Origin of the sequence: Streptomyces flaveolus, assembly GCF_044765825.1 — a bacterium.
Taxonomy (GTDB): Bacteria; Actinomycetota; Actinomycetes; order Streptomycetales; family Streptomycetaceae; genus Streptomyces; species Streptomyces flaveolus.
Genome location: NZ_JBIWKU010000002.1, coordinates 156,247 through 181,560 on the forward strand (window position 1 = coordinate 156,247; position 25,314 = coordinate 181,560).

The window sequence follows — 25,314 nt, forward strand, 5'->3', positions numbered from 1 at the left end:
ACTGGCTCCCGCCTTCCGGCACGCCCGCGAACAGCACGAGCTCGACCGCCTGGAACGCATCGTTAACGCTCACAACTCGACCGGAGAACCCCACGATGGCCACTGACCACGACGCCGAACGCGACGCCGTTACCGCAGCGATCCAACGGCTCCTCGACGGCCGTCCAACCCGGTCCACCGGGGCGCTCACCACACTGCAACTCGCCGCCGAGGCAGGTGTCAAGCGCTCGGTCCTCACGCACAAGCACGTTGATCTCAAAGAGGAATTCGTCCGCCGAAAATCCGAAGCGAATGGCATCCCACCTGCGTTCCAGCCTCTGCCCGCCCGCGCCATCGACGCCGAAGCCGCCGCCCAGGCCCTTCGGGAGGACAACGGCCGGCTTCGCGAGCGCGTCGCCGTCTATGCCCAGGTCATCCACGAACTCCGCACTGAGTCGGACCGGCGCACTGACAACAACACCGAGCGCAGTCCCGTCCGGAGCCTCCCCAGCATCACATGATGCTCCTTGCCTGGGTGCCGAGGACGTTCAGAAGAGCCAGCGTCTCGGCGCCGGGTGATCCTGGCGGTGCGCTGTAGAGCACGAGGTGCTGGGCGCGGTCGGTAAGGGTGAGGGTGTCGCAGTCGACGGTGACGTCTCCGACGGTCGGGTGGCGGAAGGTCTTGGTGAGCGTCGGTGTGGGCTGTACGTCGTGGCGTTCCCAGAGCCGGGCGAAGTCGGAGCTGGTGTCGCGGAGTTCGTCGACGAGGCCGGTCACCGCGCGATCGGTGGGGTAGCGGGCGAGGGCGGTGTGGAGCTGCGTCACGATGCCCAGCCGGAAGTCGGCGGCGTCGGAGATCCCGTAGAGCGTCTCATCGGCGTACTGCGATCCGGGAAAGGCCCGGCGTGCGAGGTTGCGGTCCGCGGGGGCGAGCGGGGCGAAGTCCTCCATGAGCGCGGCCGCGAGGTCGTTCCAGGCGAGGACCTCGCACGCGGCGGACATCACGAAGCCAGCTGTCTGCGGCATTCGTTCGAGGAGCGCGAGGATGCTGGGGCGGACGTCGCGCCGGTGTAGTCCGGTGCGGTTCGGCGCGGTGCCGGCGAGGATGTGGAGGTGGTCGGACTCGGCGTCGGTGAGCCGTAGGGCGCCGGCGATCGCGGCCAGGACGTCGCCTGAGGGGCGTGGCGCCCGGCCCTGTTCGAGGCGGATGTAGTACTCGGTGGAGATGTGCGCGAGGACCGCCACTTCCTCGCGACGCAGGCCTGGTGTGCGGCGTCGCGGGCCGGAGGGTAGGCCTACGTCCTGGGGGCGGAGCCGCTCGCGGCGGCTGCGGAGGAATGCCCCGAGTTCCTGTTTGTCCATACGGCCAGTGTGCGCGCCGCCCGGCGGCGGATCGTAGTACGGGTTGTGCCTGTATCCGGCCGGCGGCCGGACGGACGCTGTTGCCATGACGAACAACACGAACACCACTGAGATCGCACCCGTCGGCCTGCTCACCGGCAAGATCATCTTCATCACCGGCGCCAGCCGCGGCATCGGGGCGGCCGCGGCCCGGCTCTTCGCCTCCGAGGGCGCCGCCGTCGTGCTCGCCGCCCGCAGCACCGACGCCCTGGAGACCATCGTGAAGGAGATCCGCGCCGACGGCGGTACCGCCGACGCCGTCACCCTGGACCTCGCCGACAGCGCGAGCATCCGCGCCGCCGTCGACCAGGTCGAAAAGCTGCACGGACGGCTGGATGGCGCCTTCAACAACGGCGCGGTCCCCCAGCAGCAGTTCGGCCCGGTCCACACCACCAGCGACGAGGACATCGACGAGCAGTTCGCCGTGAACTTCCGCGCGCACTGGACCGCCATGAACGCCCAGGCCGCTCTCATGCGCAAGAACGGCGGCGGGGCGATCGTCAACACCTCCAGCATCGGCAGCCGCCGCGCGAACCCGGCCCTGCCCGCCTACGGCGCCATGAAGCGCGCGCTCAACAGCCTCACCGAGACCGCCGCGGTGAACTGGGCCGGTGACCGTATCCGGGTCAACGGCATCACCCCCGGCGGCACCTTCACCGAGATGATCGCCACCTGGGAGGCGGCGACCCCCGGCATCGTCGAGCAGATGATCAAGTCGATCCCGCTCGGTCAGATGGGCGAGCCCCGGCAGATCGCCGAGGCGGCCGCGTGGCTGCTCAGCGACCGCGCCTCGTACGTGACCGGCGCGATCCTGCCGGTCGACGGCGGCGCCGGCGCCTGACCAGGACAGTCCGGCATCACCCGCCGGCGCCCACCCGCTCGGCACCGAGCCGTCACCCCGTAAGAGCCGCCCGGCAGCCCCAGCGGGCTCCGCGACGCGAAGACCTGCAACCCGGCCCCCGGGTCGGGCACTGCCGGGCGGCCCCTACGGCCCTCACACAGCCACCTTCAGGAAAGGAGGCAGGCCCGCCCATGAACAGACCCCCCGTTCTCCGACCGCGTCGACCCTGCGCTCAGGGATGAACTCGCCCTCTACGAGACCCTCGGGCTCACCCAGAACCAGCAGCTGACAACGGACGTCATCATCGCCCTTCGCGCCCAGGGCCACGCGGCCGTCTCCGCGTTCGGAAGTCGCCAAGGACTACCCGGACGTCGCCGTAGACGACTTTCACATCGACGCCATGACCGTCCACCTGGTGCGCCGCGCCCAAGACTTCGACGTCATCGTCACCGAGAACATGTTCGGCGACATCCTCTCCGACCTGGCCGGCGAGATCTCCGGCTCGCTCGGCACCGCCCCCTCCATCAACTCCTCCGCCACCACCGCCATGGCCCAGGCGTCCCACGGCTCCGCCCCCGATATCGCCGGACAGAACGTCGCCAACCCGGTCGCCATGATTCTCTCCGGCGCCATGCTCTTCGAGTGGCTCGGCGCCAAGCACGGCGACGAGAAGCTCGCCGCCGTCGCAAAGATCACCGAGAAGGGGGTGGCCGATGCGATCGCCGCCGGCACCTCCACACGCGACCTCGGCGGCTCCGCCTCCACCACCGAGTTCACCGCCGCCGTCATCAAGGCCATCGGCGCCAGCCAGAACTGACCCACCGCTCCGGGGCGGACCCACTCCGACCGGCCCGCCCCGGCCCACGCTTCACCCGCATGCCCGAGGAGAGACCCCGACCATGACCCTGCGCATCGGCTGCATAGCCGACGACTTCACCGGCGGCACCGATGTCGCCGCGGCCTTCCGGCGTGCCGGCCTGCGCACCGCCCTGGTCTTCAGTGCACCGGACGACACCACCGCTCTGCCCGCGGACTGCGATGCCGCCGTGGTCGCCCTCAAGTCACGGTCCACGCCCGCCGACGAGGCCGTCACCGACTCCCTCGCCGCCCAGCGCTGGAAGATCAAGCACCGGTTACGACCCGCATGAAGACGGTCGGTTCGGTGTGCTCGTTGAGGTAGGCGTACTGCTGGTCGCTGTAGATGGTGGCGCTCTGCCCCGGCCCCACCACCTGCGGTCCGGTTTCCAGCACGAGGGTGAGGCGGCCGGCGAGGACGTGGTGGATCTCCTGTGCTCCAGGCCGGTCGGGTTCGGCGTCGTAACGGCTGCCTGGGGCGAGGGTCCAGCGCCATAGTTCGGCGCGCGGGTTCTCGGTGGCACCCAGCAGGAGGGCGGTGCTGCCGTCCTGGGCCTCCCATACGAGCGTGCCTTCGGCTTCCGTGCCGGGAGCGTCCTTCTCGGGCAGGGCAAGGGTGGCGAAGTCGGTGTCGAGGGCACGGGCGACACGGTCGACGGTGGCGAGGCTGGGGTTGGCCTGGCCGAGTTCGATGTCGGTGAGCATGCGCCGGCTGAGCCTGGCGGCGTCGGCGAGTTGCTGGACGCCCCACCCGCGCTTTTTGCGCAGCGTGCGGATGCGTCTGCCGATGCGGGTGACGAACTCCTGCGTGGCCTGGCCGTCTCCGTCCGGGGCGCTCTCACGACTCATACTGAGAAGTATAGTGCGCAAAAAGTTGCTCACCGGGATGGGTGAGCAATATATTGCTCACTATGCATGTGATCAGCTCTCCTCGCGTCTCCGAGCAGGCCGTTCTCGCCGCTCTCCGCGACTCCTTCGGGGCCCCTTCCCTCCGCACGGCATCGTCTCCGGGCCAGTTCACGGTCGACCTGCCCGGTGGTGGTGACGTCATCCACTACCCGGCTGTCCTGCCCCATGCCGACGTGTACTCGGTCAAGGTCTCCCCGTACCTGCCCGACCCTGCCGGTCCCGCCGTGGTCACGGCGTGGACGATGCTCGTGAGCCTGTCCACCGGGCAGCCGCTCGCGCTTCTGGACGCCTCCGAGCTGACTGTCGAACGCACCGCGGCCACCACCGTGCTCGCCGCCGACCTGCTCCTGCCGCCCGGCGCCCGCACCGCGGCCGTCATCGGATACGGGCGCATCGGCCGTGCGCACGCCCGCTACCTGCGCCACCTGCGCCCCGACATGACCGTCCGCGCCTTCTCCCCGAAGGGCGTCGACGAGGCCGACGAGGGCGTCCAGGCCGCGGCGAACCTTGAGGACGCGGTGACGGGCGCAGACCTGGTGATGCTGTGCACCTCGGCCGCCGACGACGTGATCGACCCCCGCACCCTGCCCGCCGGCACGGTCGTCACCTCGATCTCGACCAACGCCCCCGGCGCCCGCGAGATCCCGCCCGCTGCCGTCAAGGCACTCGACGTCTACGTCGACGCGCTCACCACCGTGCAGGTCGCCGCCGACCTGACCCGCGCCGCCGCCGACGGCTGGGACCCCGCCGCCGTGCGCGGCGACCTGGCCGGCCTCGTGGCCGTCCGCGCCCAGGGCCCGAGCGGCGAACGGCCGGTGTACTTCCGGTCCGTGGGACTGGGCATCGAGGACGCGGCCGTCGCCTGGGCCGCCCTGCACAACGACAACCCCATGACGAAGGGACAGCCCCAGTGAAGATCCGCCCGTTCGCCGTCGAGCAGTGGATGAACGACTACGAGAAGACCTGCCGCTACAACCTCGCCGAGACCTGCGTCCGCTCCCTGACCACCGGCGAACTGCTGGGCCTGTCCGGCCGACGCGAGCAGGTGCTGGCGGAGCTGGACGCCACCCCTCTCACCTACGGGCCGATCCCGGGCAGCCCGCGCCTGCGTGGCCTGGTCGCAGGCCTGTACACGAACCAGGACCCGGACAACATCCTGATCACCCACGGGGCGGTCGGAGCCAACGCCCTCGTCCATGCCACCCTCGTCGACCCGGGCGACCACGTCGTCGCCGTCGTCCCCACCTACCAGCAGCACTTCTCCATCCCCGACAGCTACGGCGCCCGCGTCGACCTCCTGACGCTGCGCGAGGAGAACGGGTGGCTGCCCGACCTCGACGAGCTTGATCACCTGGTCACTCCTGACACCAAGCTCATCGCCGTCAACAACCCCAACAACCCCACCGGCGCCCTCATCGACGAAGCGGGCCTGAGCCGCATCGCCAAGACCGCCGACCAGGTCGGGGCCTGGGTGCTGTGCGACGAGGTCTACCGCGGCGTCGACCAGGACGGTGACGGGTTCACCGCCTCGATCGCCGATCTCTACGAGCGCGGCATCTCCACCGGCAGCATGTCCAAGCCCTTCTCCCTGGCCGGCCTGCGCCTGGGCTGGATCGTCGGCCCCACCACGCTGCTGCGGGCAGTCGCCACCCACCGCGACTACACCACCATCAGCGTCGGACGCGTCGACGACCTCCTGGCCTGCGTCGCCCTGGAGAACAAGGACGCCGTCCTCGCCCGCTCCCACCACATCACCCGCACCAACCTCGCCATCCTCAACGAATGGGTCAGCAGCCGAAACGACATCACCTACGTCAAACCGGCCTCGGGCACCACCGCGCTCCTGCGCTATCACGCCCCGATCGGCTCCTACGAATTCTGCACCCGCCTCCTTCAGGAGACCGGCGTCATGTTCACCCCCGGCGCCGCCTTCGATATCGAGCACACCGTCCGCATCGGGTTCGCCGACGACACCGAGACCCTGCGCACCGGCCTGAAGCTGGTCGGCCAGTTCCTCGACCAGCTCACCCAGGCCTGACGGACACGGCGAGGCTGCGTCGAGCCGGAGCCCGCCGAAACCTCTCTGCGCATGCCCAACCGTGCTGATGAACACAGCCCAGCGTTCTCACCGCGCCGGTCCTGATCACCGGCGCCGGGCCTGATGGGCCCACCGCGGCCGCCACCCCCGCCCCGAATCACGCCCACGTCCGCGTGCCGGACGGGGAGGGTGACGGCCGTGCGGGGCGCGGCCTCTCCAACCGGCCAGGTAGGCGCGGTATCAGGGCGCCACCGTCGGCGACGGTCCGGTAGGCGTCGTCGGTCAGTGAGCCTGCATGGACGAGTGTGCGGGAACTGCGCGCAGTGCTGCCGCGTCTGACCTGCTGTGAAGGAAGAGATCAAGGGTCTTGCTGGTTTCCTCGTCGCCGGTCTGGGTGCCGCAGCGGCGCTGCTGGCCTGGGCACCGCTGGCGAGGGTCAATGTGGAGGGTGGATTCGATGGGAGCCACCGTGACCTCAGCGTGCTCTACATGGACCTGCCGCTCGTCGCCGCGGGGGGCGCCCTGGTGCCGCTCGCCTTCTGGATGCTCACCTTGCGCCGGTTCCACCGCCCATGGCTCGCCGCCCTGGCCGCCGTCACCGCGGCCGCCCTGGGAATCTGCGGTCTGACGAGTTGGTGGGCTCCCTATCAAGCTCCTGAGTTCGCCTACTGAGATGGCGGCAGAACGACCTCCGCTACCAGGCCATGTCTGACAATTGCTCTTGTCTGGACGGACAGGTCGTAGCGCTTCTCGTAGTCGGTGAGGTAGTCCACCAGAACCCGGCGCCAGGGTAGGTCTCGCCCTGCTGGGCCTGATGGCTCTGGGGTGCTCGGCAGCAAGAAGCCCGCGCGGGTGGACGCCGACGAGGCAGCGTCCACCATGAAGAGCCGCTCATCTTATCGCCGTGCTCCGGCGGAGGAGTGTGATGACGGCGCGTGGGGTGATGTCCCGGTCCCAAGGCGCGGCCTCCACGCGCTACGGCCCCGGGGTTCCACAGTGACGGCATTGTCACCGCCGCCCTGTCCGTCGCGACGGCCGCGACAGCCGCGCCCCAGGCGCCGGCAGTGGCGGACAGGGCCGCGCGCTCCGGAGCCGTCCTCACCTACGGCACCTCCATTACCCTGCTCAACGAACTGAGCGGGGGCCAAGGCTACCTCGACGTCAACGGCGGCGCGGGCCTGGCTTTGTTCACGAGTGTCGACAGCGATTGTTCAGCACTTCGGGAGGCACTGACACCGCGCTGTGTTCGATGGTCAAGGGAGGTGACAGCGCCCGATCCGGGCGCTTCAGTCCTTCCAGTGGGTGGCGACGGCGTCATCACCGAAGGAGGCGGTGAGTGCCCGTGCGATCAGGTCGGGCAGTCTGGTGCGTCCGTCGTCTTCGACCCAGCGCGTCAGCGCCGTGTGCATCGCGGCCAGGCAGGCGCTGGTAGCGGCTTGGGCGCGGAACGCGGCGTCGGGATCGGTCGCGTCCTTCCCGAGAGCTTCGACGATGGCCTGTTGTAGCGCGTACTGGCTGTCCAGATGCCGGGCCCGCAGCGCAGGCGTTGAGACCATGAGCCGGAGGCAGTCCAGCAGGAACCGTTCGGTCGCCGCCTGTTCGTCCCCGTTGCCGCCGGTCGAGGCGGTGGCCGCGTCGATGAGGGCGCTGCCGATACGGCGCACCAGGGGTTGCGTTGCGGACGACGCGGCAACGTGCTCGGCGATGAGCTGGGCGGGCTGGTCAATGAGGACGAGGTCCTCCTTAGTGGGAAAGTGTCGGTACACGGTCATTGACGAGACGCCGGCAGCCCCGGCCACGTCGGCCACCGTCACCGCGTCGTAGCCGTGGTCGGTGAACAGCCGCACCGCGTGCGCCTGGATCAGGCGCCGCGTCTCGGAGCGCCGTCGTTCCCGCAGGTTTGGTTGCCGCTCACTCATATGTTAGACACTACCATCATGTTAGTGACTAACGAGATGGGGTGAAGGCGTGAGCGATCTGATGGGCAGAACGGCTCTGGTGACGGGCGCTTCGCGGGGCATCGGGCAGGCCATCGCGGCTCGGCTGGCGGCCGAAGGAGCCACGGTCATCGTGCACTTCGGCACGGATGAGAGCGGGGCTGCGGCGGTGCTCGCCGCGATGGAACGCGCCGGTGGGACCGGCTTTGCCGTCCGAGCCGAACTGGGCGTGGACGGCGACGTCGAGACACTCTTCGCCGGCGTGGAGGCCGGCTTGGACGGTCGGCCGCTCGACATCGTCGTCAACAACGCAGCGGCCGCACCGGCCGGCGCGCTCGGCGTGACCACCCGGGCGGAGTTCGACCACTTGTTCGCGGTGAACGTGCGAGCACCATACTTCATCATCGAGCGTGCGCTGCCTCTGTTGCGCGAGGGTGCCCGGATCATCTCGATCTCGTCAGTGGCAACCCGGATGGCCAACTCGGCTCAGACATCCTTCGCCATGACGAAGGGCGCGATCGAGACGATGACCAAAACCCTCGCCAGCCAACTCGGTCCACGGGGGATAACGGTGAACGCGGTCGCTCCTGGGGCCACCAGGACGGCGAGCAACGCAGCCGTCTTCGACGTGCCGGTCCTCACCGAGCAGATAACTGGCATGACAGCACTCAACCGGCTGGGCGCGCCCGACGACGTAGCCGACGTGGTCGCCTTCCTCGCTTCCGACGCCGCCCGCTGGGTCACTGGTCAGATCATCGACGCGAGCGGTGGCCTGTTCCTCGGTCCACGCGTCTGACCGACGAGGGCTGAGCGAAGGCGGCGCAGGTGTAGTTCCACCTAGCCTTCCGGCTCCGTGGCATCCGGCCACGGAGCCCGCGCGGAACTCCTTCGGCGGGCTGACTCCGTCGGGGCCCACGCTGCCCGAAGAAACCGTTCGAATTCTCCGGCGCCTCGAGTGCCGCCCGATCTCGCGTACAGGTGCTGTCGGTTCTCGTGAACAAAGCCGGCCAACAGCACCACACTTCGCGAAGACGATCTGACACCTCCGAATGAGCACGTTGCGTCTTCCACTGACTACATAGAGTGCCCGTCGAGTGGAGAGGCACCCATGGTGATGAGTTCTGCTGCTTCAGGTCGTACGGCTGAAGAGATCCTCGGCGTTGCTCGATCGATGCTCGACCCCGTACTCAGGGCCGGCGTCAGTCGGCTTCCGGATCCGCTGCGTGGCTTCGCGGAGTTCCACTACGGGTGGGCCGGCCTGGGCGGCGCAGCCCCCGAGGGCTCGTTGTCCCGCCTGCGGATGCCGGCCCTGGTGCTGCTGTGCTCAGGTGTGAACGGCAACGCGTGGGACCGTGCGGCGGAGGCCGCCGCGGCCTGGAGCCTGATGAGCAATCACACGCTCATCCACGACGACATCATGGATCGCGACAGCCACCGCCGCGGCCGCCCGACCCTGTGGAAGGCCCTCGGCCCGGCGGCGGCCCTGCAGACCGGCAACGCCCTGCTGGCCCTCGCCTTCGAGCTGCTGTCCGAACAGAGCGGCCGGAAGATCCAGGCGGCCATCGCACGGATGGGCAGAACCGTTCAGGTGATGTGTGCCGGGCAGGTCCTGGACATGAACTTCGAGGGGCGCACGGATGTCTCACTGGAGGAGTCTTTGGCCGTCGTCGAGGCCAAGACATGCCGCGTCATGAGCTATGCCTGCGAACTGGGGGGTCTGTGCGCGGACGCCACGGGCAGCCAGGTCGAGGCCCTGTCCGCCTACGGCCATCACCTGGGCGTCGCGAGCCAGCTCCAGGACGATCTGGAGGACCTGTGGCCCGTCACCGCGTGGGTCGACGGTGTGCACGGGACGGACATCCGCCGCCGCAAGCAGACCCCCATGCTCCTGGCGGCACTGCGCACGAGTGGATCCGACCGGGACCGCCTCGCCGGACTCTATGGCTCGGACGCGCCGCTCAGCGATGCGCAGATCAGGCAATCGGTCGCGCTGATCGAAGCATGCGGTGGGCGCAGCTGGGCGGTGCAGACCATCGACAAGCACATGGATCTTGCAGCTCAGAGCCTCGTGCGCGCACAGCCCACACCCCAGGCCCACCATGACCTGAAGATTTTCGCTTCGGTGTTCGGGTGTTCTGTCGCAGACGAAGACCGGGGTAGCTCCGGCGCTGTGCCGGCCTCCCACTAGCCGAAGCGGTCCGTGCGCTCGCTTGCCCGGGTACGCGGCGGCGGCGCCCGGCCGTCGGGACGACGATGACGCAGGCCCCCGACAGAAGGACAACCATGAGTACCTCCACCGCCGGCTCCAGCGCGCCGGGGCAGGCCCGCCCCACGTTCTGGCATCTGTTCCCCAGCCGTTCCAACGCCCTGGGCCCCAAGGCCGACTACCACGCCAGTGCCTGGCTGGACGACTACCGCCTCACCGACGACGAGCACGAGATCAGCCGCCTGAAGGCCTTTCGCGTGAGCAGCGGTATGGGGTGCTTCTTCCCCGACGCGCAGCAGGATCTCCTGGACCTCGCCGCAGACCTGTGCCTGTGGCTCTGCGCCTTCGACGACCTCCATGTCGAGGCCCCCCAGGCCACGGTCACCACGCTGGCACCCCACCTTGCCTCCTTCACCTACGTCCTGGACACCCGCACCACGCCTCCCGCGCCCCCCCCTCTCCCTTCACGCCGGCGCTGGCCGACCTCACCCGCCGCATCCACGAACTGACGACCCCCGCCCAGGCCGCCCGCTGCGCCACCCGGCTCCACCAGGCCTTCCTGGGCATGCTCTGGGACACCACCACCAGGGGCCGCACCGTCAGGCTCGCCGAGTACAAGGCCATGCGCTCCCACAGCGTCTTCAGCCACGCCGTCGCCGCCCTCATCGAACCCTGCGCCGGCCTCGATCTGCCCGCCGAGGCCCATGACACCGAGCAGGTCCGACAGCTGATCCACAGCACGGCGCTGCTGTCGGGATGGGTCAACGACGTGTACTCCTTCCCCAAAGAGCGCCACGAGTCCGGCTTCCCGCCCCAGACCCTGCCCCTGATCCTCGCCCGGGAGCACGGCCTTGCCCTACCCGAGGCATTCGCCGCGGCCTGCCACCTGTGCGACCAAGAAGCCTTTACCGCTTACCGCCTCATCACCGAGCTGACCGCATCCCCCCGTCCCCCAACTGCCGGACTACGCCCAGGCCATCAGCCACGCCATCGGTGGCACACAGGCGATCTACCAAGTCAGCGACCGATGGCGTATCGACCCCACCCACACCTAATTCCGCACCCGATATCGCCGACGGAAGACCGCCCGGCCGACGCCTGACGGATCACTCGTCCTGACCGTCCTTGTCCCTCGTCCAGCCCGGCCACATCCCAGTCGCGCAGGCGCAAGTGCTGTCTGACAGCCCCGCCGCGGCAGCAGTCCCGCAGCGGCTGGCCACCGCGGCGGAGAGGATGGGCACGACGCGCTTGTCATGCCGTCGTTCTCCCACTCATCCGCATGACCGGCCAAGCCGTGCAGCAGCACGGCCGGCTCCCCCGGCCCGCCCTGGTCCCGGCAGACAAGCCGAACCCCGTCGCGCATCGCCACACGCGCGGACCACACCACGACCGCCCCCAGGAATCGTCTCGCCCCGATCATGCCCCGACGGCCACGAGCCGCGCTCAAGGCCGCCCTCCTCGAGGGCGCGCCGCCATGGAACACCGGCCACGTCCGCGGCGACGGTGCCCTGCGACCGCAGCGGGGCGACTGCCACTGTCAGACCCAGGTGGCAGCATCAGGCGAAGTGAACGCCCTGAGGCGTCCTCAACTCATCTCCGACACAGACGAAGAGGAGCATTCCCCTTGCGACTGCATCGCGTAGCGCCTGGCATCGCCGCGGGCATCCTTGCCCCGGCCCTCCTGCTCGCCACCCCGTCCTTCGCCGCCACGGCGGCACCGACCGCGGGGACGGTGCCCGCGGTGCCCTCGTCCGCGGACGGGCCGGACGCCGACGACCTGAGAGTGGCCATAGCCCGGATCCTCGCCGACCCGGACAGCGGCCGGCGTGTGACACGAGAAGCCAACGCCCTCCTGGACGCCAACGACCCCGAGGCGATGCGCACCTGGCTGGAGACCGGCTACCGCATCGCCCAGGCCGAGGACGACCGCGTCGCCATCGCCCGCATCCTCGCCGATCCGTCCATCAGCCCGGCCCTGCGCGCGGCAGCCAACGCCGTCCTGGACGACAACACACCCGAAGCACTGCGCCACTTCCTGGAAGTCGGCAGGTACCAGGTCGCCTGACCAGCGCGGCGCCGCACCACAGCGCGTCGCCCGGGTTGGGCCCCCTGCCGCACGCCCGGTCGCCGGAACGCCGAGAATCCGGGCGGGGCCGCCTGCACCTCTGTGTGCCGGCGGCCCCGCCCGGCAGGCCCTGGGCCGGCTCGGCGCCCTCCGCAGCGCTTCGTGGTCTCGCCGCCCGGTACGGCATGGGCCACTGACACCCCCGACAGCAGAAAGCACATCTTCGATGACCACACACCCCCTGCGCACCGAGCGCAGCGGTCCGCAGACCGCTTCCGTCGTGACCGACCTCCCGTTCAAGCCTCCCCTCGTCAAAGCGGTGTTCAGGGACGTGACCTCGTTGCACGTCTCGCGGTCGGCTGCGTGGGCCGCCGCGTCGGTGACGCGGACCGTGCTGACGGAGATCATCGACGGCGCGAGAAGCGCGGCGGCCGAGGAAGCCAGGAAGAGGCTGATTCCCCAGGACCTCATCTCGGCGATCGACCGGAACGTCGAGGTGGAGGTGGGATCGGCGTGGTACCTGCACAGCCCGACCTTCCACGGCCTGATGGGCGAGATGCGCAACGCCGATGGTGCGCTCGTGTCTCTTCGTGAGCGCCGCGGGGCGCGTACACCGAGTGGTGTGGCCGGCGCCCATCGGTTCGAGGCCGGGGTGAGAAGGCTGCTGGGGAGCCGGGGGGTGAGGGCGGTCCCGGCGATGGTCCGCGACCTGGACGGAATCGCGAGCGTGTTCCTGACGGCCCTGGCCCGGGACGCGGCCACGGTCGTCCGCGAGGGCGGGGTCAAGCGGTTCGGGACGGTCAGCCTGGTGGTGCCGGACGAGCCAGCCCCGGCCCCGCTGCTCAAGGACCCCCTCCCCGCCCTGTCCACCCGCCGCGGGGACGGGCGCACTGTCGGCGGGGACGACGTCCTGGCCGCCGTCACGATGCAGCTGTTCGGCGATCTCAGACAACGCGCCATCACCGAGGCAGCCGAGATGACACGGAACACGTCGGCCAACTGATCGGGCCCGCCCCTGCGCTCTGCCCACTGCGCACGGTTCCCGCTTGCGCGCGGCTCCCGAATCTGCCGCCCGCATTTGGTTCCGGTCGGCTCGCGAGAACGGGCTCGTCGCATGGGCGCGGACCGCCGGCCGCAGGCACCCCACGGGGAAGACCTCCCCCCTCACCCTCGCCCGGCTCCGTCCGGCATCCGTCCCGGGCTGCTTGGGCTGCGGCGGCTAGTACTCCAGTGAGAAATCGTTGCCTGAGCTGGTCCTTCGTCGGTAGTGGCAGCGTCGGGCTGTGGCTTGGTGCCGTCTGCGCCAGAGGGACCAGTTCAGGGCATGGACAACCGCTCCGGGGCGTGGGATGGGGCGGGGCAGCAGCCGTACTGAGCTACGGAGCCAGATCACGAGGGCTGCCGCGGTGGCGGTGCCGAGGAAGACGTAGCCGCGTGCAGCGGTGGGGCGGCCCGCCGTAGTCGCCGCTCATCTGCCAGAGCGCGTCGGGGCCTGGTGGTCTGTGCGGTAGAGGCCGATGGCGAGGGTGACAGCGGCGCGGGTGGCGGGGTGGGGGTCCCGTCGGCGCCAGATGAGGTGGACGGGGACGGGTTCGGCGTCGCGCAGGGGGCGGTAGGTGATGCCGGAGGGGCGGTACTGGGCTGCGGTGGCCTGGGGGGTGACGCCGACGCAGCGGCCGGAGGCGATGGCGGCGAGCCAGTCATCGATGTCGTGGACGTGCTCGGCGGCGGGCCGTTCGTTTTCGGGCCACAGATTCAGGGTGGTGGTGCCGGTGCGGCGGTCGAGGGCGAGGGTGCGGGTGGCGACTTCGGCCAGGCGGATGCTGCGGCGGCGGGCCCAGGGGTCGTCGGAGGCGAGGGCGAGGTATCGGTCCTCGTGGCCGACGAAGGCATGTGCCCAGGGTGTGAGGTCGAGGGCGCTGCGGATGACCGCGAGGTCACACAGTCCTTCAGCAAGCCCTCCGGTGGAGGAGTTGTGGCGCACGAGCCGGAGCTCGATGTCGGGGTGGTCGTGGTGCCATCGGCGCTGGAACTCGGTGGTGTGCCGTCCGAAGGCCGACCAGGCGTGACCGATGTGCAGGCGGCTGTGGCCCAAGGCGGCCTCGGCGACGATTTCGTCCGCTCCGGCCAGCAGTACACGGGCTCGGGCGAGGACCTGCACACCCGCCATGGTGGGCTCGACCGTGCGGCTGGTGCGGTGCAGCAGTCGCACCCCCAGGGTCTTTTCCAGGGCGAGGAGGGTGCGGGAGACCGCGGCCTGGGAGACGCCCAGCTCCAGGGCCGCGTCGGTGAAGCTGCCGGTGTCGATGATGGCGACCAGGCAGCGCAGGTGCTTCAGCTCCAGCCCTGCACCGATTCCTCCGCGTGAATCCATACGCTCAGCGTATCGATAGTCGGTCGGATGCATTTTGCGTATCAGGTGAAGGGGCGCACGGTGAGGAGATGAAGACCTCACAGGACCTCGCCCTTACCGCCGATGCACTGGGCCGGGGCGGGGACCGCTCGCTGGGCGGCTCGCTCTCGGTACGGCGCGGCTTCGCCTTCCTCGCCTTCGCCGGAATCGCGTGGGGAACCACCGGCGCGGCCGTGGAGGTCATCTACCGGACCAGCGACCTGGGGCCCATGGCCATCTCGTTCTGGCGCTTCCTGGCCGGAGCGGTGCTGCTGCTGCCCGCCTGGACCCTACGCCCGTCCCGGAGGAAATAGCGTGCGCCGCAGCCTGCCGGGCGGCGGATACTGCTGTTGGTGGGCACCGGAGCGGGGCTGGCCGTCTTCCAGACCGCCTACTTCGCCGCCGTGCGGGACACCGGCCTGGCGGTGGGCACCATCGTCACGCTCGGTGCCGCCCCGGTGTTCACAGCCGCCGGCGGGCGCCTGTTCCTCGGCGAGCGCATCGGCCGCGCCGGAGTACTCGCCGTCTCCGCCGCACTGGCGGGACTGACTGTGCTCGTGCTGGGCAACCAGCCCGGCGTCGTCCACCCCAAGGGCGTGGCGATGGCGCTGCTGTCCGCCGCCGGCTACGCCGTCTCCAACCTGCTGGGCCGGTGGACCGGACGCCACGGCACCGGCGAGGACGCCTTCACCCTCACCCTGTTCTCCTTTCTCATCGGCGCCGCCGTGATGCTGCCGCTCGCCCGCCACGAGGGCCTTCTCCCGCAGGGCGGTAACCTCGCCGAGGCGGCGCTGTGGATGCTGTACATCGCCGCCATCACCACCGCGCTCGCCTACCCGCTGTACTTCGCCGGCGTCGCCGTCCTCAGGGCCGCTACCGCGTCGGTGCTGATGCTGCTCGAGCCGGTCAGCGCCGCCGTTCTGGCCGTGCTGTTCCTAGACGAACAACTCACCGTCGCCACAGTGGCGGGCACAGTGATCCTCCTCGGGGCCATCGCCGCCCTCGCCCTCGCCGAGTCCCGACTACAGGCCAAGCCTGAGATTCCGTGAGGCGACGCGAGGCCCGTCGGTTGTCAGTGCTCGCCGTCGTCGTCATCGTCGAGTTCCGGTGCGCGCCAGCGCCGGCAGCCCGCGGCCCCCGGCCAGGATCCGCTTTCCGGCACTCGCCGCGTCCAGCGCCTTCGACTCGCAGTCTCGTCACTGGACGCCGGTGGCCGTGACGACCTGATCGCGGCGAGGGTCATGCCGACGGCGAACCCGTATGCGCTGGTCCAGACGGAACGAGTCCGGGTCGGGGTAGGCCTCAGCATCGCGGTGGGCGGCCACGGCAAGGCCGAAGAACTCCGTGCCGGCTGGCCCTGAGACACGTACGGCTTGATGATCACCGCGTGGCGATCACAGCGCCGAAAGCCGTCACCCAGTAGCGGCGGCAGCAGATCACGGCCGCAGGCATTCAACCTGCGGATCGAAGCAGACAAACCCGTGTGCACGAGCCAGCGCAGCGGCGTACTCGGACACTTCGTCAGCCCTGCCGTACGACATGGCCAGGCACACAATCGGACCCGACGCCTCCTCCATGACAGGTGCCGACGCCCACACGACACCGTGGCCGGCGTCGTCCGGGTACCGCGCGAGGAGCGCCTCCACATAGGCCGTGATGCGCGGCACCGGCGGTGCGACGACCGCGTCCGACTCCAGGTAGCGCTCGTAGAGATCGTCGTAGACCGCACCCGCTTGATGATGGTCGAGTGGACGGTCACCGTCCCACACCGCAAGGTCATAGCTCACCCGCGCATCGTCGCAGCCAGCCGCTCCGCCGGCGCCAGCAGGCCCCGCGACCGAACCCGCGACCGAACGCGACCTCTGTCGCTGGTGGCTTGGTCACCTCACCCCGCAGGCCCCGCGTGCCGCCGCCCCGCTTGGTGTAGGCGGCTACAGGTCCTGGACAGCTCGCAGGGCAGCGTCCACGCGGGCCATGACCGCGGCGTCGACCGGTCCGAGGAGCTTCGCGCCGTCGAAGCGGTCCGTGCGCAGCTGGACGATGTTGACGGCGACGGCGGTGCACGGGAGCGGGTCGGCGATGACGACGGACATGGCGGTGTCGGGGTAGCGGCCGCTGTCGTGGAGCACGATGGCGAGGACCGCGCCGTAGGCCTCTTCGAGGCCGGTCAGGCTGATGAGGAGAACGTTGCGGCCGTCCGGCAGTGCCCAGATCTCACCACGGTTCACAGTGTGTCGCCCTCACCCGCAAGATCGTCGCCCAAGCCGAGCGCGGCGAGCTGCTTCGCAGCATCCAGCGTCGCCGCCCGGCGGGCAGCACGCACCACATAGGCGTTCACGGAGAGGCCGGCCTCGGCCGCGGCAGCCCGGATCGAGGGGGCGAGCTCGTTTGGGACGCGCAGGGTCATGGTGGTGACAGACATGCTGCCAGGGTAGCCACCACATAACGGTGGCACAGGACGGTTGCAGAACAAAGGCGGCACAGCCGGCCGGGATGGCCGCCCCGCGAGCTCGGCCAGCTCTGTCAACCCTTGATCATCTCGCGGTGGCCGCGCTCAACTGCCATAGCACTCCCCGTCGTCGCCTTGCACCCGAGCCTCAAGAGCCTGGCCAGCTCGCACATCTTGGCGATCAGCACTTCGCTCGGGTGCTTGGCGCTGACCAGGCCCCGGTCCCAGTGCAGCGCCTCGATCCCGTCGTCCCGTTCCGACCACGTCGTCATCAAAGCCGAGGAAAAGGCATCGGCAGGCCAGCCATCAGGGATGGGCTGCATGACGAGATCGGGATCGGCGGCAACAACGGACTCCCATTCCTGCCGACTGATCTCAGAGCCCTCCTCATCCCACCAGTCGTCACGCCGCGTGATGTGCAGTTCATACCCCATGCACAGCACCGTACGAGGAAGCACCGACAGAGCCGCCCGAGCACAAACCACACCGGAGTACTAGTCGCTCTTGTTTTTGATGGCGCTGTTCCTTTCAAGGCCCTGCAGTCGTGACGTGACCCCTCCCAAGATTTTCTGTACCCATACTTCGCTGATGAACAAGAGCCGCTCCTGGCCTGCATACACGCTGACGTAGGCATCGTTGAGCCAGGGCGTCGCCGCGAACTGGGTGAGCTGCGCAGTCAGTGTGGTCTCGTAAACGAACTGTTCGAGGAGCGGATGGAAGCCGGCATAGGGAGGGATCTCCCACGGCTCGGAGACATGCTCGTATCCACTGCCGCGATACGCATCCGATCCCACGAACTCCTCGTACGCCCACTCATCGACGGCGTAGCGGGCTGGCGCAGTGCAGCGCGCGGGAGAGCACCACGCCGGGTGGTCCATGGCGCGACCAGCGAAGACTTCTGACTGCTCCTGCATGCATCTATTCTCCGCGAACCCCGCGCCCGCGAAGGACCCACCGCTAGCTGCATCGGCGCCAGGTGGACCAGTGCAGGATGTGCTCAATGGGGGTGGGCCGGCGGTTGGTGAGTCGGGTGATCAGCCGTCGCGGCGCAGCGCGGTCGGCGTGGGCCGTCCCTTCTGGGCTTCAGGCCTGCCGCGGCAGTCCGGTCAGGCGCCTGCCGTCCGGCCGCCGTGAGCGGCAGGGCCTGGGCGTAGCGCCGCGGCGGTGGGTCTGGTCGTGGCCTGTCGGTGTGGAGGGGGCGGTGCGGCGGGAGGGGCGTGGTGCAGGGTCGGTGGAGTGCTGGGTGGCGGTTGTGTCTGGGGACGGGGGGTTACGGACGTGGTCGAAGGTGCGGCCGAGGGTGACGGACAGGGCGAATTCGGTCTGGGTGGCGGCGTAGCGTCGTTCGAGGCTCCGCAGGGTGTTTTCGGCGGTGGCCAGGTCGTGGGCGGTGACGGGGTCCTGGCCGTAGTGGGGGCTGGTGTTCAGGCGGGTGCGGAGTTCGGTGCAGTTGCGGCGTCACGTGTCGATGTGCGAGGCCAGGGTGTTGAGGTCCTGGCGCAGCAGGTCCGGGGGGCCAGGTGATTGCGCATGGCGTGGTGCCGGTGGCCGTCTGGTGGGGTGTCGGTGAGCTGTGGGATCAGGTCGGTCAGGGCTTGGTGGGTGGCGTCGAGATGGCGCCGGCGCAAGTGGGCTATGCGGGCTTCGCCGGTGGTGAGGAGGGGGGTGAGATCGGTGGTGGCCCGTTGGTCGTCGTAGCCGTTCCAGGGCCCCCTTGCGGGGTCGTGCTGGGCGCGGCGTGCAGCGGCGATGTCCCAGATGCCTTCGTGAAGGGTGCGCTGGGCCTGGTCGAGGGCGCGGCGTGCTCGATGAGACGGCGCAGGGCCGCACGAGGGCGCCTGGGATCCGTGCGGGGATCGAGCGCGACGGCGTACATGGCGGGTTTCACGTCCTGCCGCAGGGCGTTTTCCGCGTCCGCGTGCAGGGCGTGCAGTGGCAGTCGTGTCCAGGTGCGGCCGCTCGGCAGTGGCACTGCAGGTGACGGCCAGCGGGCTGGAACTGCTGACCGTGAGAGCGAAGTGCAGCGCGGCGACCGCATCGTCGGACAGCAGGTCCGGGCCGTCCTGTCCGCCGAGGAACTGATCGGTGTAACGCGTCGTCAGCGAGTACAAGCACGGTGCGGGAGGACCAGTTTGGGGGGCCTCGCCCCTGCCCTCCGTCTCCTTCTGCCGTGTGGCGTCTGTGTCCGGCATGCACGGAGGCTGCCACCAGGTGCGGCTCACCGGAGCAGGGAAGCGGCCGGCCTCCCGCCAGACGGGCGGGACGGGGGGACCGCCGGGGCTCGTGGTCCGTGTGCGGGGAACGACTGTGGGAGCCAGGGGGCATGCCGAACCTACGGTGCGCAAGCGGGCTGCTGCGTGTGCGGCAGCGTCCGCCGTCGCCACGGCGACCCGCATTCACCGGGACCGAGCCCGGATCGTGCAGGGGGCGGGGGCCTCGGCCTCGTCGACCGGGATGGCCGGGCGCCTGTCAGGAGCCCTACAGCCAGGTGTAGTTGTCGTCGGTGACGGCTTCCAGGGCGGCGTCGCCGACGGTGGCGCGGGGGTCGGGCAGGGCCGCCAGGGCGGGTCCGATGGGCGGGAAGAGGGGCAGGTCGGCGGTGGTGCGGTAGTCGACCCACTCGATGATCCCGGCCTCGTGGCTGCCGTCGGGCAGTTCGTCCGGTTCCTGCTCGGCGAGGCCTGCGCGGACGTCGGGCGTGATGTGGAGGCGGTAGATCAGGTGGAGCTTGCGCGGCGGCGGGGAGGGCCCGGGCGGGTGACCCGCTGGTCGACGACCCACAGCAGGTCGCCGCCGTCGGCCCGGTCGATGTCGAGGTCGAGTTCCTCGGCGAGCTCGCGCGCGAGGGCCTGGCGGAAGTCCTCCCCGTCCTCGACGTTGCCGCCGGGCGGGGTGTAGTGGACGGAGCCGTCCCGGTCCCGGCGGATCAGGGCGACGTCGTCGCCGCAGAAGACGAGAGCCCCGGTACGGACCTTGATCCGGGAAAACGGGGCCGCCGGCACCTCGGGAGTCCTGGTCATGGCGGCCAGTATCGCGGCCGTGCCCGGGGCCACAGGGCGGGCTTGCTCCTCGTTCACCCTGCGCCCGGGCGCAGGGTGAACGACCGCTTCGGCTTCTGCTGCCGCCTCGGCGGCAGGCAGGGCGTGGCGGGGCGAACACGACCCGGCGCTCCGTCGCTGCGGGTACTCGCCCCGGTGTCACGGGAGAGCGGTTCGGGTCATCATCCGGACACGGGTGAGGTAGTCGGTGCATAACGTCTCACCGACCGGGCAGCGCGTGGGCCCGCATTCGGCGCAGTTCTTCAGGTGGTCGACGTAAGCGGCGTAGCCGGCCTCGCGCAGGGGGTGCTCGGTGTCGTTCTGCATCATCATGTCGCTCCTCGTGACGGCTTTACCTCTGTCTGTTACCCATCGTGAACGCTACGTCGAACCTTCGGAGGAGCTGTCCTCTTCAGCCAGTGCCGGGATCTGACGGCTGGCTCCCAGCGACTGCACACGGTGAGCGCGCCTGGGCTCTGGACGTGCTGCTCCGCTTGCTTGCGGGATCAGTTGTGGGGCGGAAACTCCTGCTCCAGGAGTTGGAGTACCTCCTGCTGCTGCCGGTGGAATCCGGGCAGCAGGGGATGCACGAAGGCGAGATGATCGGCAAGAGACAGACCCCGGTGGGCAGAGGGCCGTGCCGGGTGATGTCGATCAAGGGCCTTGTTCTCTGAAGCGCAAAACAGGTACACCGCCCCCAGAGCTTGCGAGTCGAAGACCATCTGTCCGGCCGCCACCGAATCGACCGGACCGCACACACCCGCTACCAAGGCGTTCAGCACATCAACGGCAACCGCCGGATCACCGTCCGGATCCCCCCGGGCACGGATGAGCGCAGCGCGCATGACCTCTGCCAACTCTGAAGCTGACGGCTCCGCCAGATCACTCGCCATCCCCGCCTCGTCCCAACCTGGCCTGCGGCAAACCACCCTGGCCAGAGAGCAGTCAGCCTGCGACGGCGGGCGTGGCGCCGGGTTAGGCCCCTGGGGGCGGCAGCTGCTCTGGGCCAATGTCGTCGCGCACGCGCAGGTAGCGGACGGGATGCCGGTAGCGGCCCTCGTCCACCGCGGTGTCACCGGCGAACTCGACCACCACGTCGGGCGCCACCGGCCGGTGGTCGATCATCTCGCGTGAGCCCCAGCCTACGGCGAAGCGGCGGTGCTGCCACGGATGCTCGGCGCCGCCCGGGGAGAGGAGGCTGCCGACCTCCCCCCGTGCCGTCGCCGACAGGGGTGCCGTCCGCGCGATGAACCGCAGCCGGCCAGCCTCGTCGTAGCGGCCCAACAGCAGCGTCGACGGCGCCGCCACCCGGCCCGTCACCGAAGCGACGACCGCCTCCGCGCTGGCGCGGGCCCGCACCTTGATCCACCCCCGGCGGCCCGGCTGATACCTCTGCGACAGGCCTTTCACGACGACACCCTCGATACCGGCAGCGCCCCACGCCGGGTCGAGCCAGTCCTCGGCCCTCGCCCGGTCGGTGGTGGCTGGGCACAGGACGAACGGCGCGGCCAGCACCCCCTCGGCGAAGAGCGCCTCCAGCCGGGCCCGCCGCGCCTGGTAGGGCTCGTCGAGGAGCGGGCCGTCGGCGGTCTCGAGGACGTCGAACACGATCAGGTGCGCCGGGGCGGTCCGGGCAGCCTGCCTCGCGCCGGCGCCACGACGCCGGGCCCGGCCCTCCCACCGAAGTCGAGACGGCCCTCCGTGGCGACGACCAGCTCCCCGTCCAGGACCAGCGGTTCGTGCAGGGCGCGGCCAGCAGCGGTGATCTCGGGGAAGGCGCCGTTGAGGTCGGCGCCGTTACGGGACTGCAGGTACGCGCGGCCGGGACCGGCGAAGAGCAGCGCCCGGTAGCCGTCGGGTTTCTGCTCGTAGGCCAGCCCGCCCGGCAGCGCCCGCTCGGACGGCAGCTCGGAGCGGGCCTCGGCGAGCATCGGCTGGAGGGGCGGGGCGAGGGTCACAATCCCAGGTGTATGCCGGTTCGGGGCTGGTCGCACCCGGGCCCAGTGTCAGTGCCACCAGCAATGATGCCGGTATGACGATCACCATGCGCAGCTACGGCTTCACCTGGACCGATGCGGACGGCACCCCCCGCGCCTCTGCCGTCGCCTACGACGAGGTCTCCACCGACCGGCGGCGGGACGAACTGGAGGAGGCCGGGGCCACCGGCATCGAGAGAGTCGACGTGAAGCCCGGCGAGCTGCCCACCCTGCGAGGCTGAAGCCCTCCGCGGCGGGCTTGGGCCAGGATCTGGTTCACGGGCCGGTGAGCGGGCGTGCTCAGCGCCGCCGGGCGGACGGACTCGCCACGCTGCGCGCGCAGCGCGGCAGTCGTAGGCGGTGAGAGCGAGCGCGACCACCGCGGCCCGGGCGTAGTCGCGGTCCGCGCCCGCGTCGATGGCTTCCAGGGCAGCGGCCGCCGCAACGCGGACCGTGTTGGGGAGGTTTTCGTGGGCGGCGAGCCGGTAGGCGACGGTCCGGCGGGCCTGGTGTTCGGCCTCGCTGACACCGCCGGGCGTGAGCGGGAAGACCGCAGCCTCGTACACGGCGATGCCCGCGACGACCGCGTCGGACAGCCCCTGCTCCGTGCCCCGGGCAGCGGCGGCCGACAGGGACGCCGCCGCACGCCGGCGTTCGACCACCACCACACCACCCACGTACAGGACGGCCAGGACCGTCCCCAGCGCGGCTGCCCACTCGCCCCACAGCGAGAAACCGAGACAGGCTGCCGCGGTCGCCATGCCCGCTCCGAGCACCGCGGTCCGTGCGTAGAGGCGGGCCGTGGGCGAGAACATCATGGTCAGCAGTATGCACACCGGGCACGGCACCCTTCCTTGTGCGGCGAGGCACGTTCGGCGTCAGCCGTGGCCGCGTGGTGGGCGAGGTTACTGGGTGTGGAAGGTCTGGATGATCTTGGAGGATTCAGGTGAGCACGAGCGGGGCTCAGGCAGCGGCCTTCTTCCGGGAGATCGCTCTGGTTCGTACCGTCTGGTGGGTCCGGGACGGCGAGGGCAGTCCCATGCCGGTCTCGAGTTCCGGGCAGCCAGCCTTTCCCTACTGGTCGTCGCAGACCCGTGCGCAGCGCGCAACTCAGCTCTGGGGTCCTCAATTTCGTGCGGTTGCGATGCCGCTGGATCACTGGCGGAGCGCGGCCTTGCCGGATCTGGCCGGGGAAGACATCCGGGTAGGGATCAACTGGAGCGGACAGCGCCTGACCGGATGGGACCTCACTGTCGTCGAAGTAGTCAACCGTCTCGCTCACGCGCTCGGCGAGCCACCCTACGACCCTCTGGATCCGGTCGAGTGACGCTGCGCCGGGGGGTCGTGGAGCTGCTGACACGGCTGGTCCTCCCCGCCGTTCACGTCGGACCGGCACCTGTGACGGCTGCGGCCTAGGGTGGCGGAATGCTTCTGCCTGCCGAACGGACGGCCCTGGACCTGCTGGACGCCCACCTCGAGGCGCTGGGGGGGACGTGGGAGCCGTCGGACGTGCTTCCGGGCGAGCCGCCCGGGCTCGCGGCGGAAGGAGCAGGCGAGCTCGTCCACTGGGCCCTCGGCCGGCTCCGGAGCATCCCGCGCGAGCCAAAGGACGCCTTCGCCCGTGAGATCGGCGGCCTGCTCATGGAATTCCGCTCCCGCCGCAGCCCCTGGAACGCGGCGGCGCTGCGGCTGCTGGACGACCAGTGCATCTTCGTCGCCACCGGCCCGCGGCGGCACGAGGACTGGACGCACGATGTCCATGCCGTGTTGCACCGGACGGTCACCGATCCCCGCGGCTGGCTCCGGCTGGACATGGACTGCCCCGACCCCGCCCGCCAGACCGTGCCCGCCTACCCCTTCGACCCGCCGGCCCCGGCCGACATGCCCGCCCACCTGCACCCCCTGGACGCCCAGGCGGCAGTGGCCGCGCTGGCCGTCATGGCGGAGGAATGGCAGTCGGAGCAGGCCCCTGTCCGCTCCCGCCCGGACCGGGACGCCCTGCTGGCGGACGCCCGGTTGCTGCTCGACCGGTACGGGCCCAGCGCGCACTACTGGACCAACGCGACAGCCGCCGCCTCCACCCCGGCCCCCGACTTCCTCGCTTCAGGACTCCAGGGCACCGAAACCCACCGTTTCCACACCACCGCCTACATCGCCGGCCTCGACATCTTCGAGGACCTGGGCGTGATCGCGGTGAACGACGAAGAGGTAGGCGTCTTCTGGTCTATCGGGGCCTACTGACAACCACCAGGCAAGCGTTGAACGCGTGCGGGCCTTCGCCGACACCGCCCTCGCCGCGCCGGAAGGCCCCCCGGCGCAGCGGTGGGCGCACAGTGACCGGCACGGCGCGGCGTCGTTGCACCTGGCATCGCGCGCATGCATGCACATCCGACCCCCGCGGATACGCGAGCGACCCCCGGACCCGTCACCGGCCCGGGGGTCGAGGCCTGTTCGCCACACGCCAGCAGCAGTGATCCCGCCAGGTGATCACTGCCGGTGGAACCGAACGGCCTCACAGGCAGTCGCAGCCCGTGGCATAGAGCAGCAGGAACAGCGCCGTCGCAGCGACTGTGGTGAAGCCGGCGGCTGTCACGGCGGCAAAGCCCCGACGGCGGCCCTTCTCAGGTCTACGGAAGGTCTGCCAGGCGCCGTGGGCCAACAAGCAGCAGAGCAGCCCGGCACCCGCGATGGTCAAGGGTGGACTCGCAGACCAGCTCAGGTAGGCGATCACAACCAGACGGCCCAGCAGGACGCACGCGACCAGGGTGAGGATCACCTCGGCGACGGCTTCTCCCACCATGTCGATCAGGAAGTCACCCACGCCTCTCGCTGCCCTGCGAACCCCCACAGCGCTCCCTTGACCCTCGCCTCCGACGGCCCCGGGCGGGACCTGACAGAGAGGACCCCGACCGACCCAAAACGGTTGCCGACGTGCGCTCAGCGAGCCGGTACCGCCTGCTTGGTGGCCTTGCCGACACCGAAGCCGCGGGCGCCTACGCGACGGCTACAGGGCGCCGGGAGGGGTCTTGGGCTCGAAGGCGTTCCGTGGCACGCCCGGCTGGGAGATGGTGGATGTCTGGCGCATTCGCCCGCTCAGCGCTGGCGGGCGGGACGTGCTCGCCACATTGTTTCGAGCGGCACGGCAGTCGTAGGCGGTGAGCGCCAGCGCGGCGACCGCGGCCCGGTCGCGGTCGCGGCGTGCAAGATGAGTACCCATACTCAGGTGCG

General features: G+C 70.2%; 33 protein-coding genes and 1 pseudogene. 18 read left to right on the top strand and 16 right to left on the bottom strand.

All coding sequences use genetic code 11. The features are described 5' to 3' along the window. The first annotated feature begins 95 nt into the window (after positions 1–95). Positions 96–500 (top strand): hypothetical protein, encoded by a 405-nt coding sequence (locus ACIRG6_RS05795; RefSeq protein WP_365024289.1) that lies wholly within the window; start codon positions 96–98, stop codon positions 498–500. On the opposite strand, the gene ACIRG6_RS05800 is transcribed toward ACIRG6_RS05795, so the two are convergent. After that, positions 493–1,341, bottom strand: a complete 849-nt coding sequence (locus ACIRG6_RS05800; protein ID WP_403320994.1) for a helix-turn-helix transcriptional regulator — start codon at positions 1,339–1,341, stop codon at positions 493–495. The two genes, ACIRG6_RS05795 and ACIRG6_RS05800, sit on opposite strands and share 8 nt — an antisense overlap. 85 nt (positions 1,342–1,426) lie before the next feature. On the opposite strand from ACIRG6_RS05800, the gene ACIRG6_RS05805 reads away from it, so the two are divergent. From ACIRG6_RS05805 to ACIRG6_RS05815, 3 genes and pseudogenes are all read left to right on the top strand, one after another. Further along, positions 1,427–2,221, top strand: coding sequence for an SDR family NAD(P)-dependent oxidoreductase (locus tag ACIRG6_RS05805; RefSeq protein ID WP_403320997.1), 795 nt, complete (start codon positions 1,427–1,429; stop codon positions 2,219–2,221). 358 nt (positions 2,222–2,579) lie between these two features. Then, positions 2,580–3,038 (top strand): annotated as a pseudogene (locus ACIRG6_RS05810) (isocitrate/isopropylmalate family dehydrogenase); the annotation flags it as partial. An 82-nt stretch (positions 3,039–3,120) separates the two neighbouring features. Further along, a complete protein-coding gene (locus ACIRG6_RS05815; protein ID WP_403321000.1) occupies positions 3,121–3,369 on the top strand; it encodes a four-carbon acid sugar kinase family protein in 249 nt (82 codons plus the stop codon). Here ACIRG6_RS05815 and ACIRG6_RS05820 read toward each other — a convergent pair. After that, positions 3,344–3,925, bottom strand: coding sequence for a helix-turn-helix domain-containing protein (locus ACIRG6_RS05820; RefSeq protein ID WP_403321002.1), 582 nt, complete (start codon positions 3,923–3,925; stop codon positions 3,344–3,346). The two genes, ACIRG6_RS05815 and ACIRG6_RS05820, sit on opposite strands and share 26 nt — an antisense overlap. A 62-nt stretch (positions 3,926–3,987) precedes the next feature. Between ACIRG6_RS05820 and ACIRG6_RS05825 the strand changes: the two genes are divergently transcribed. The 3 genes from ACIRG6_RS05825 to ACIRG6_RS05835 all read left to right on the top strand — a co-directional run bounded on the left by ACIRG6_RS05825 (position 3,988) and on the right by ACIRG6_RS05835 (position 6,695). Then, entirely contained in the window at positions 3,988–4,899 is a 912-nt protein-coding gene (locus ACIRG6_RS05825; protein WP_403321005.1) for an ornithine cyclodeaminase family protein, read from the top strand. Further along, positions 4,896–6,023, top strand: coding sequence for an aminotransferase (locus tag ACIRG6_RS05830; RefSeq protein WP_403321008.1), 1,128 nt, complete (start codon positions 4,896–4,898; stop codon positions 6,021–6,023). The genes ACIRG6_RS05825 and ACIRG6_RS05830 overlap by 4 nt, the downstream gene beginning before the upstream one ends. Before the next feature lie 345 nt (positions 6,024–6,368). Then, complete coding sequence (locus ACIRG6_RS05835) at positions 6,369–6,695, top strand: hypothetical protein (RefSeq protein ID WP_403321010.1); 327 nt, start codon at positions 6,369–6,371, stop codon at positions 6,693–6,695. A gap of 614 nt (positions 6,696–7,309) precedes the next feature. Here ACIRG6_RS05835 and ACIRG6_RS05840 read toward each other — a convergent pair. Then, positions 7,310–7,942 (bottom strand): TetR/AcrR family transcriptional regulator, encoded by a 633-nt coding sequence (locus ACIRG6_RS05840; RefSeq protein WP_364686147.1) that lies wholly within the window; start codon positions 7,940–7,942, stop codon positions 7,310–7,312. A 49-nt stretch (positions 7,943–7,991) separates the two neighbouring features. Here ACIRG6_RS05840 and ACIRG6_RS05845 point away from each other — a divergent pair, with 49 nt between their 5' ends. The 6 genes from ACIRG6_RS05845 (at position 7,992) to ACIRG6_RS05870 (ending at position 13,234) form a co-directional block, all read left to right on the top strand. Beyond that, positions 7,992–8,756, top strand: a complete 765-nt coding sequence (locus ACIRG6_RS05845) for an SDR family NAD(P)-dependent oxidoreductase (RefSeq protein ID WP_364686144.1) — start codon at positions 7,992–7,994, stop codon at positions 8,754–8,756. Between the two features lie 312 nt (positions 8,757–9,068). Beyond that, positions 9,069–10,148 carry a polyprenyl synthetase family protein gene (locus ACIRG6_RS05850; RefSeq protein ID WP_403321014.1) on the top strand — a complete coding sequence of 360 codons (1,080 nt, stop codon included), beginning with the start codon at positions 9,069–9,071 and terminating at the stop codon, positions 10,146–10,148. 95 nt (positions 10,149–10,243) lie between these two features. After that, positions 10,244–10,675 (top strand): hypothetical protein, encoded by a 432-nt coding sequence (locus ACIRG6_RS05855; protein WP_403321017.1) that lies wholly within the window; start codon positions 10,244–10,246, stop codon positions 10,673–10,675. Beyond that, entirely contained in the window at positions 10,663–11,268 is a 606-nt protein-coding gene (locus tag ACIRG6_RS05860; protein WP_403321805.1) for a terpene synthase family protein, read from the top strand. The genes ACIRG6_RS05855 and ACIRG6_RS05860 overlap by 13 nt, the downstream gene beginning before the upstream one ends. A 522-nt stretch (positions 11,269–11,790) precedes the next feature. Beyond that, positions 11,791–12,231, top strand: a complete 441-nt coding sequence (locus ACIRG6_RS05865) for an ALF repeat-containing protein (protein WP_403321019.1) — start codon at positions 11,791–11,793, stop codon at positions 12,229–12,231. 226 nt (positions 12,232–12,457) lie between these two features. Next, complete coding sequence (locus ACIRG6_RS05870; protein ID WP_403321021.1) at positions 12,458–13,234, top strand: hypothetical protein; 777 nt, start codon at positions 12,458–12,460, stop codon at positions 13,232–13,234. 465 nt (positions 13,235–13,699) lie between these two features. Here ACIRG6_RS05870 and ACIRG6_RS05875 read toward each other — a convergent pair whose 3' ends face one another. Continuing rightward, positions 13,700–14,605 (bottom strand): LysR family transcriptional regulator, encoded by a 906-nt coding sequence (locus ACIRG6_RS05875; RefSeq protein WP_403321023.1) that lies wholly within the window; start codon positions 14,603–14,605, stop codon positions 13,700–13,702. 68 nt (positions 14,606–14,673) lie between these two features. Between ACIRG6_RS05875 and ACIRG6_RS05880 the strand changes: the two genes are divergently transcribed. Both ACIRG6_RS05880 and ACIRG6_RS05885 read left to right on the top strand, forming a co-directional pair. Then, positions 14,674–14,937, top strand: coding sequence for an EamA family transporter (locus tag ACIRG6_RS05880; RefSeq protein WP_403321025.1), 264 nt, complete (start codon positions 14,674–14,676; stop codon positions 14,935–14,937). Between the two features lie 27 nt (positions 14,938–14,964). Then, complete coding sequence (locus ACIRG6_RS05885; RefSeq protein ID WP_403321807.1) at positions 14,965–15,672, top strand: DMT family transporter; 708 nt, start codon at positions 14,965–14,967, stop codon at positions 15,670–15,672. A gap of 387 nt (positions 15,673–16,059) precedes the next feature. Here the strand turns inward: ACIRG6_RS05885 and ACIRG6_RS05890 are convergent, their stop codons facing one another. The 11 genes from ACIRG6_RS05890 to ACIRG6_RS05940 form a co-directional block, all read right to left on the bottom strand. Next, the gene (locus tag ACIRG6_RS05890; protein ID WP_403321028.1) at positions 16,060–16,410 is read right to left on the bottom strand and encodes a hypothetical protein; all 351 of its coding nucleotides are present in this window, start codon (positions 16,408–16,410) and stop codon (positions 16,060–16,062) included. Positions 16,411–16,554: 144 nt separating this feature from the next. Further along, positions 16,555–16,851 (bottom strand): hypothetical protein, encoded by a 297-nt coding sequence (locus ACIRG6_RS05895; RefSeq protein ID WP_403321030.1) that lies wholly within the window; start codon positions 16,849–16,851, stop codon positions 16,555–16,557. Continuing rightward, a complete protein-coding gene (locus ACIRG6_RS05900; protein WP_364686117.1) occupies positions 16,848–17,045 on the bottom strand; it encodes a YlcI/YnfO family protein in 198 nt (65 codons plus the stop codon). The genes ACIRG6_RS05895 and ACIRG6_RS05900 overlap by 4 nt, the downstream gene beginning before the upstream one ends. Before the next feature lie 101 nt (positions 17,046–17,146). Next, positions 17,147–17,506, bottom strand: a complete 360-nt coding sequence (locus tag ACIRG6_RS05905; RefSeq protein WP_403321032.1) for a hypothetical protein — start codon at positions 17,504–17,506, stop codon at positions 17,147–17,149. A 60-nt stretch (positions 17,507–17,566) separates the two neighbouring features. Continuing rightward, complete coding sequence (locus tag ACIRG6_RS05910) at positions 17,567–17,986, bottom strand: hypothetical protein (protein WP_364683429.1); 420 nt, start codon at positions 17,984–17,986, stop codon at positions 17,567–17,569. Positions 17,987–19,550: 1,564 nt separating this feature from the next. Then, entirely contained in the window at positions 19,551–19,853 is a 303-nt protein-coding gene (locus ACIRG6_RS05915) for a hypothetical protein (protein ID WP_403321034.1), read from the bottom strand. Beyond that, positions 19,790–20,092 (bottom strand): NUDIX hydrolase, encoded by a 303-nt coding sequence (locus ACIRG6_RS05920; RefSeq protein ID WP_403321036.1) that lies wholly within the window; start codon positions 20,090–20,092, stop codon positions 19,790–19,792. Before ACIRG6_RS05920 ends, ACIRG6_RS05915 begins: the two co-directional genes overlap by 64 nt. Positions 20,093–20,269: 177 nt before the next feature. Next, the gene (locus tag ACIRG6_RS05925) at positions 20,270–20,443 is read right to left on the bottom strand and encodes a hypothetical protein (RefSeq protein ID WP_403321038.1); all 174 of its coding nucleotides are present in this window, start codon (positions 20,441–20,443) and stop codon (positions 20,270–20,272) included. Positions 20,444–20,616: 173 nt separating this feature from the next. Next, positions 20,617–21,003, bottom strand: a complete 387-nt coding sequence (locus ACIRG6_RS05930) for a hypothetical protein (protein WP_403321040.1) — start codon at positions 21,001–21,003, stop codon at positions 20,617–20,619. An 82-nt stretch (positions 21,004–21,085) separates the two neighbouring features. After that, positions 21,086–21,718, bottom strand: a complete 633-nt coding sequence (locus ACIRG6_RS05935; RefSeq protein WP_403321042.1) for an ATP-dependent DNA ligase — start codon at positions 21,716–21,718, stop codon at positions 21,086–21,088. 2 nt (positions 21,719–21,720) lie between these two features. Then, complete coding sequence (locus tag ACIRG6_RS05940; protein WP_403321045.1) at positions 21,721–22,068, bottom strand: ATP-dependent DNA ligase; 348 nt, start codon at positions 22,066–22,068, stop codon at positions 21,721–21,723. Between the two features lie 74 nt (positions 22,069–22,142). On the opposite strand from ACIRG6_RS05940, the gene ACIRG6_RS05945 reads away from it, so the two are divergent. The 3 genes from ACIRG6_RS05945 to ACIRG6_RS05955 all read left to right on the top strand — a co-directional run bounded on the left by ACIRG6_RS05945 (position 22,143) and on the right by ACIRG6_RS05955 (position 24,327). Further along, positions 22,143–22,328, top strand: a complete 186-nt coding sequence (locus ACIRG6_RS05945) for a hypothetical protein (protein ID WP_403321047.1) — start codon at positions 22,143–22,145, stop codon at positions 22,326–22,328. A 704-nt stretch (positions 22,329–23,032) separates the two neighbouring features. Then, on the top strand, positions 23,033–23,413 hold the full coding sequence (locus tag ACIRG6_RS05950) for a DUF2750 domain-containing protein (protein ID WP_403321049.1): 381 nt from the start codon (positions 23,033–23,035) through the stop codon (positions 23,411–23,413). Between the two features lie 98 nt (positions 23,414–23,511). Beyond that, complete coding sequence (locus ACIRG6_RS05955; RefSeq protein WP_403321051.1) at positions 23,512–24,327, top strand: hypothetical protein; 816 nt, start codon at positions 23,512–23,514, stop codon at positions 24,325–24,327. A gap of 271 nt (positions 24,328–24,598) precedes the next feature. Here ACIRG6_RS05955 and ACIRG6_RS05960 read toward each other — a convergent pair whose 3' ends face one another. After that, complete coding sequence (locus ACIRG6_RS05960) at positions 24,599–24,907, bottom strand: lysine transporter LysE (RefSeq protein ID WP_403321053.1); 309 nt, start codon at positions 24,905–24,907, stop codon at positions 24,599–24,601. Positions 24,908–25,314: the final 407 nt, after the last annotated feature.

Excerpts from the sequence above, each read along its gene's own strand:
- ACIRG6_RS05930 (WP_403321040.1), bottom strand. The coding sequence starts at position 21,003 with ATGGCGAGTGATCTGGCGGAGCCGTCAGCTTCAGAGTTGGCAGAGGTC.
- ACIRG6_RS05840 (WP_364686147.1), bottom strand. The coding sequence starts at position 7,942 with ATGAGTGAGCGGCAACCAAACCTGCGGGAACGACGGCGCTCCGAGACG.
- ACIRG6_RS05945 (WP_403321047.1), top strand. The coding sequence starts at position 22,143 with ATGACGATCACCATGCGCAGCTACGGCTTCACCTGGACCGATGCGGAC.
- ACIRG6_RS05905 (WP_403321032.1), bottom strand. The coding sequence starts at position 17,506 with ATGGGGTATGAACTGCACATCACGCGGCGTGACGACTGGTGGGATGAG.
- ACIRG6_RS05795 (WP_365024289.1), top strand. The coding sequence starts at position 96 with ATGGCCACTGACCACGACGCCGAACGCGACGCCGTTACCGCAGCGATC.
- ACIRG6_RS05825 (WP_403321005.1), top strand. The coding sequence starts at position 3,988 with ATGCATGTGATCAGCTCTCCTCGCGTCTCCGAGCAGGCCGTTCTCGCC.
- ACIRG6_RS05815 (WP_403321000.1), top strand. The coding sequence starts at position 3,121 with ATGACCCTGCGCATCGGCTGCATAGCCGACGACTTCACCGGCGGCACC.
- ACIRG6_RS05925 (WP_403321038.1), bottom strand. The coding sequence starts at position 20,443 with ATGATGATGCAGAACGACACCGAGCACCCCCTGCGCGAGGCCGGCTAC.
- ACIRG6_RS05910 (WP_364683429.1), bottom strand. The coding sequence starts at position 17,986 with ATGCAGGAGCAGTCAGAAGTCTTCGCTGGTCGCGCCATGGACCACCCG.
- ACIRG6_RS05880 (WP_403321025.1), top strand. The coding sequence starts at position 14,674 with ATGAAGACCTCACAGGACCTCGCCCTTACCGCCGATGCACTGGGCCGG.
- ACIRG6_RS05855 (WP_403321017.1), top strand. The coding sequence starts at position 10,244 with ATGAGTACCTCCACCGCCGGCTCCAGCGCGCCGGGGCAGGCCCGCCCC.
- ACIRG6_RS05875 (WP_403321023.1), bottom strand. The coding sequence starts at position 14,605 with ATGGATTCACGCGGAGGAATCGGTGCAGGGCTGGAGCTGAAGCACCTG.
- ACIRG6_RS05805 (WP_403320997.1), top strand. The coding sequence starts at position 1,427 with ATGACGAACAACACGAACACCACTGAGATCGCACCCGTCGGCCTGCTC.
- ACIRG6_RS05920 (WP_403321036.1), bottom strand. The coding sequence starts at position 20,092 with ATGACCAGGACTCCCGAGGTGCCGGCGGCCCCGTTTTCCCGGATCAAG.
- ACIRG6_RS05800 (WP_403320994.1), bottom strand. The coding sequence starts at position 1,341 with ATGGACAAACAGGAACTCGGGGCATTCCTCCGCAGCCGCCGCGAGCGG.
- ACIRG6_RS05900 (WP_364686117.1), bottom strand. The coding sequence starts at position 17,045 with ATGTCTGTCACCACCATGACCCTGCGCGTCCCAAACGAGCTCGCCCCC.
- ACIRG6_RS05870 (WP_403321021.1), top strand. The coding sequence starts at position 12,458 with ATGACCACACACCCCCTGCGCACCGAGCGCAGCGGTCCGCAGACCGCT.
- ACIRG6_RS05850 (WP_403321014.1), top strand. The coding sequence starts at position 9,069 with ATGGTGATGAGTTCTGCTGCTTCAGGTCGTACGGCTGAAGAGATCCTC.
- ACIRG6_RS05820 (WP_403321002.1), bottom strand. The coding sequence starts at position 3,925 with ATGAGTCGTGAGAGCGCCCCGGACGGAGACGGCCAGGCCACGCAGGAG.
- ACIRG6_RS05955 (WP_403321051.1), top strand. The coding sequence starts at position 23,512 with ATGCTTCTGCCTGCCGAACGGACGGCCCTGGACCTGCTGGACGCCCAC.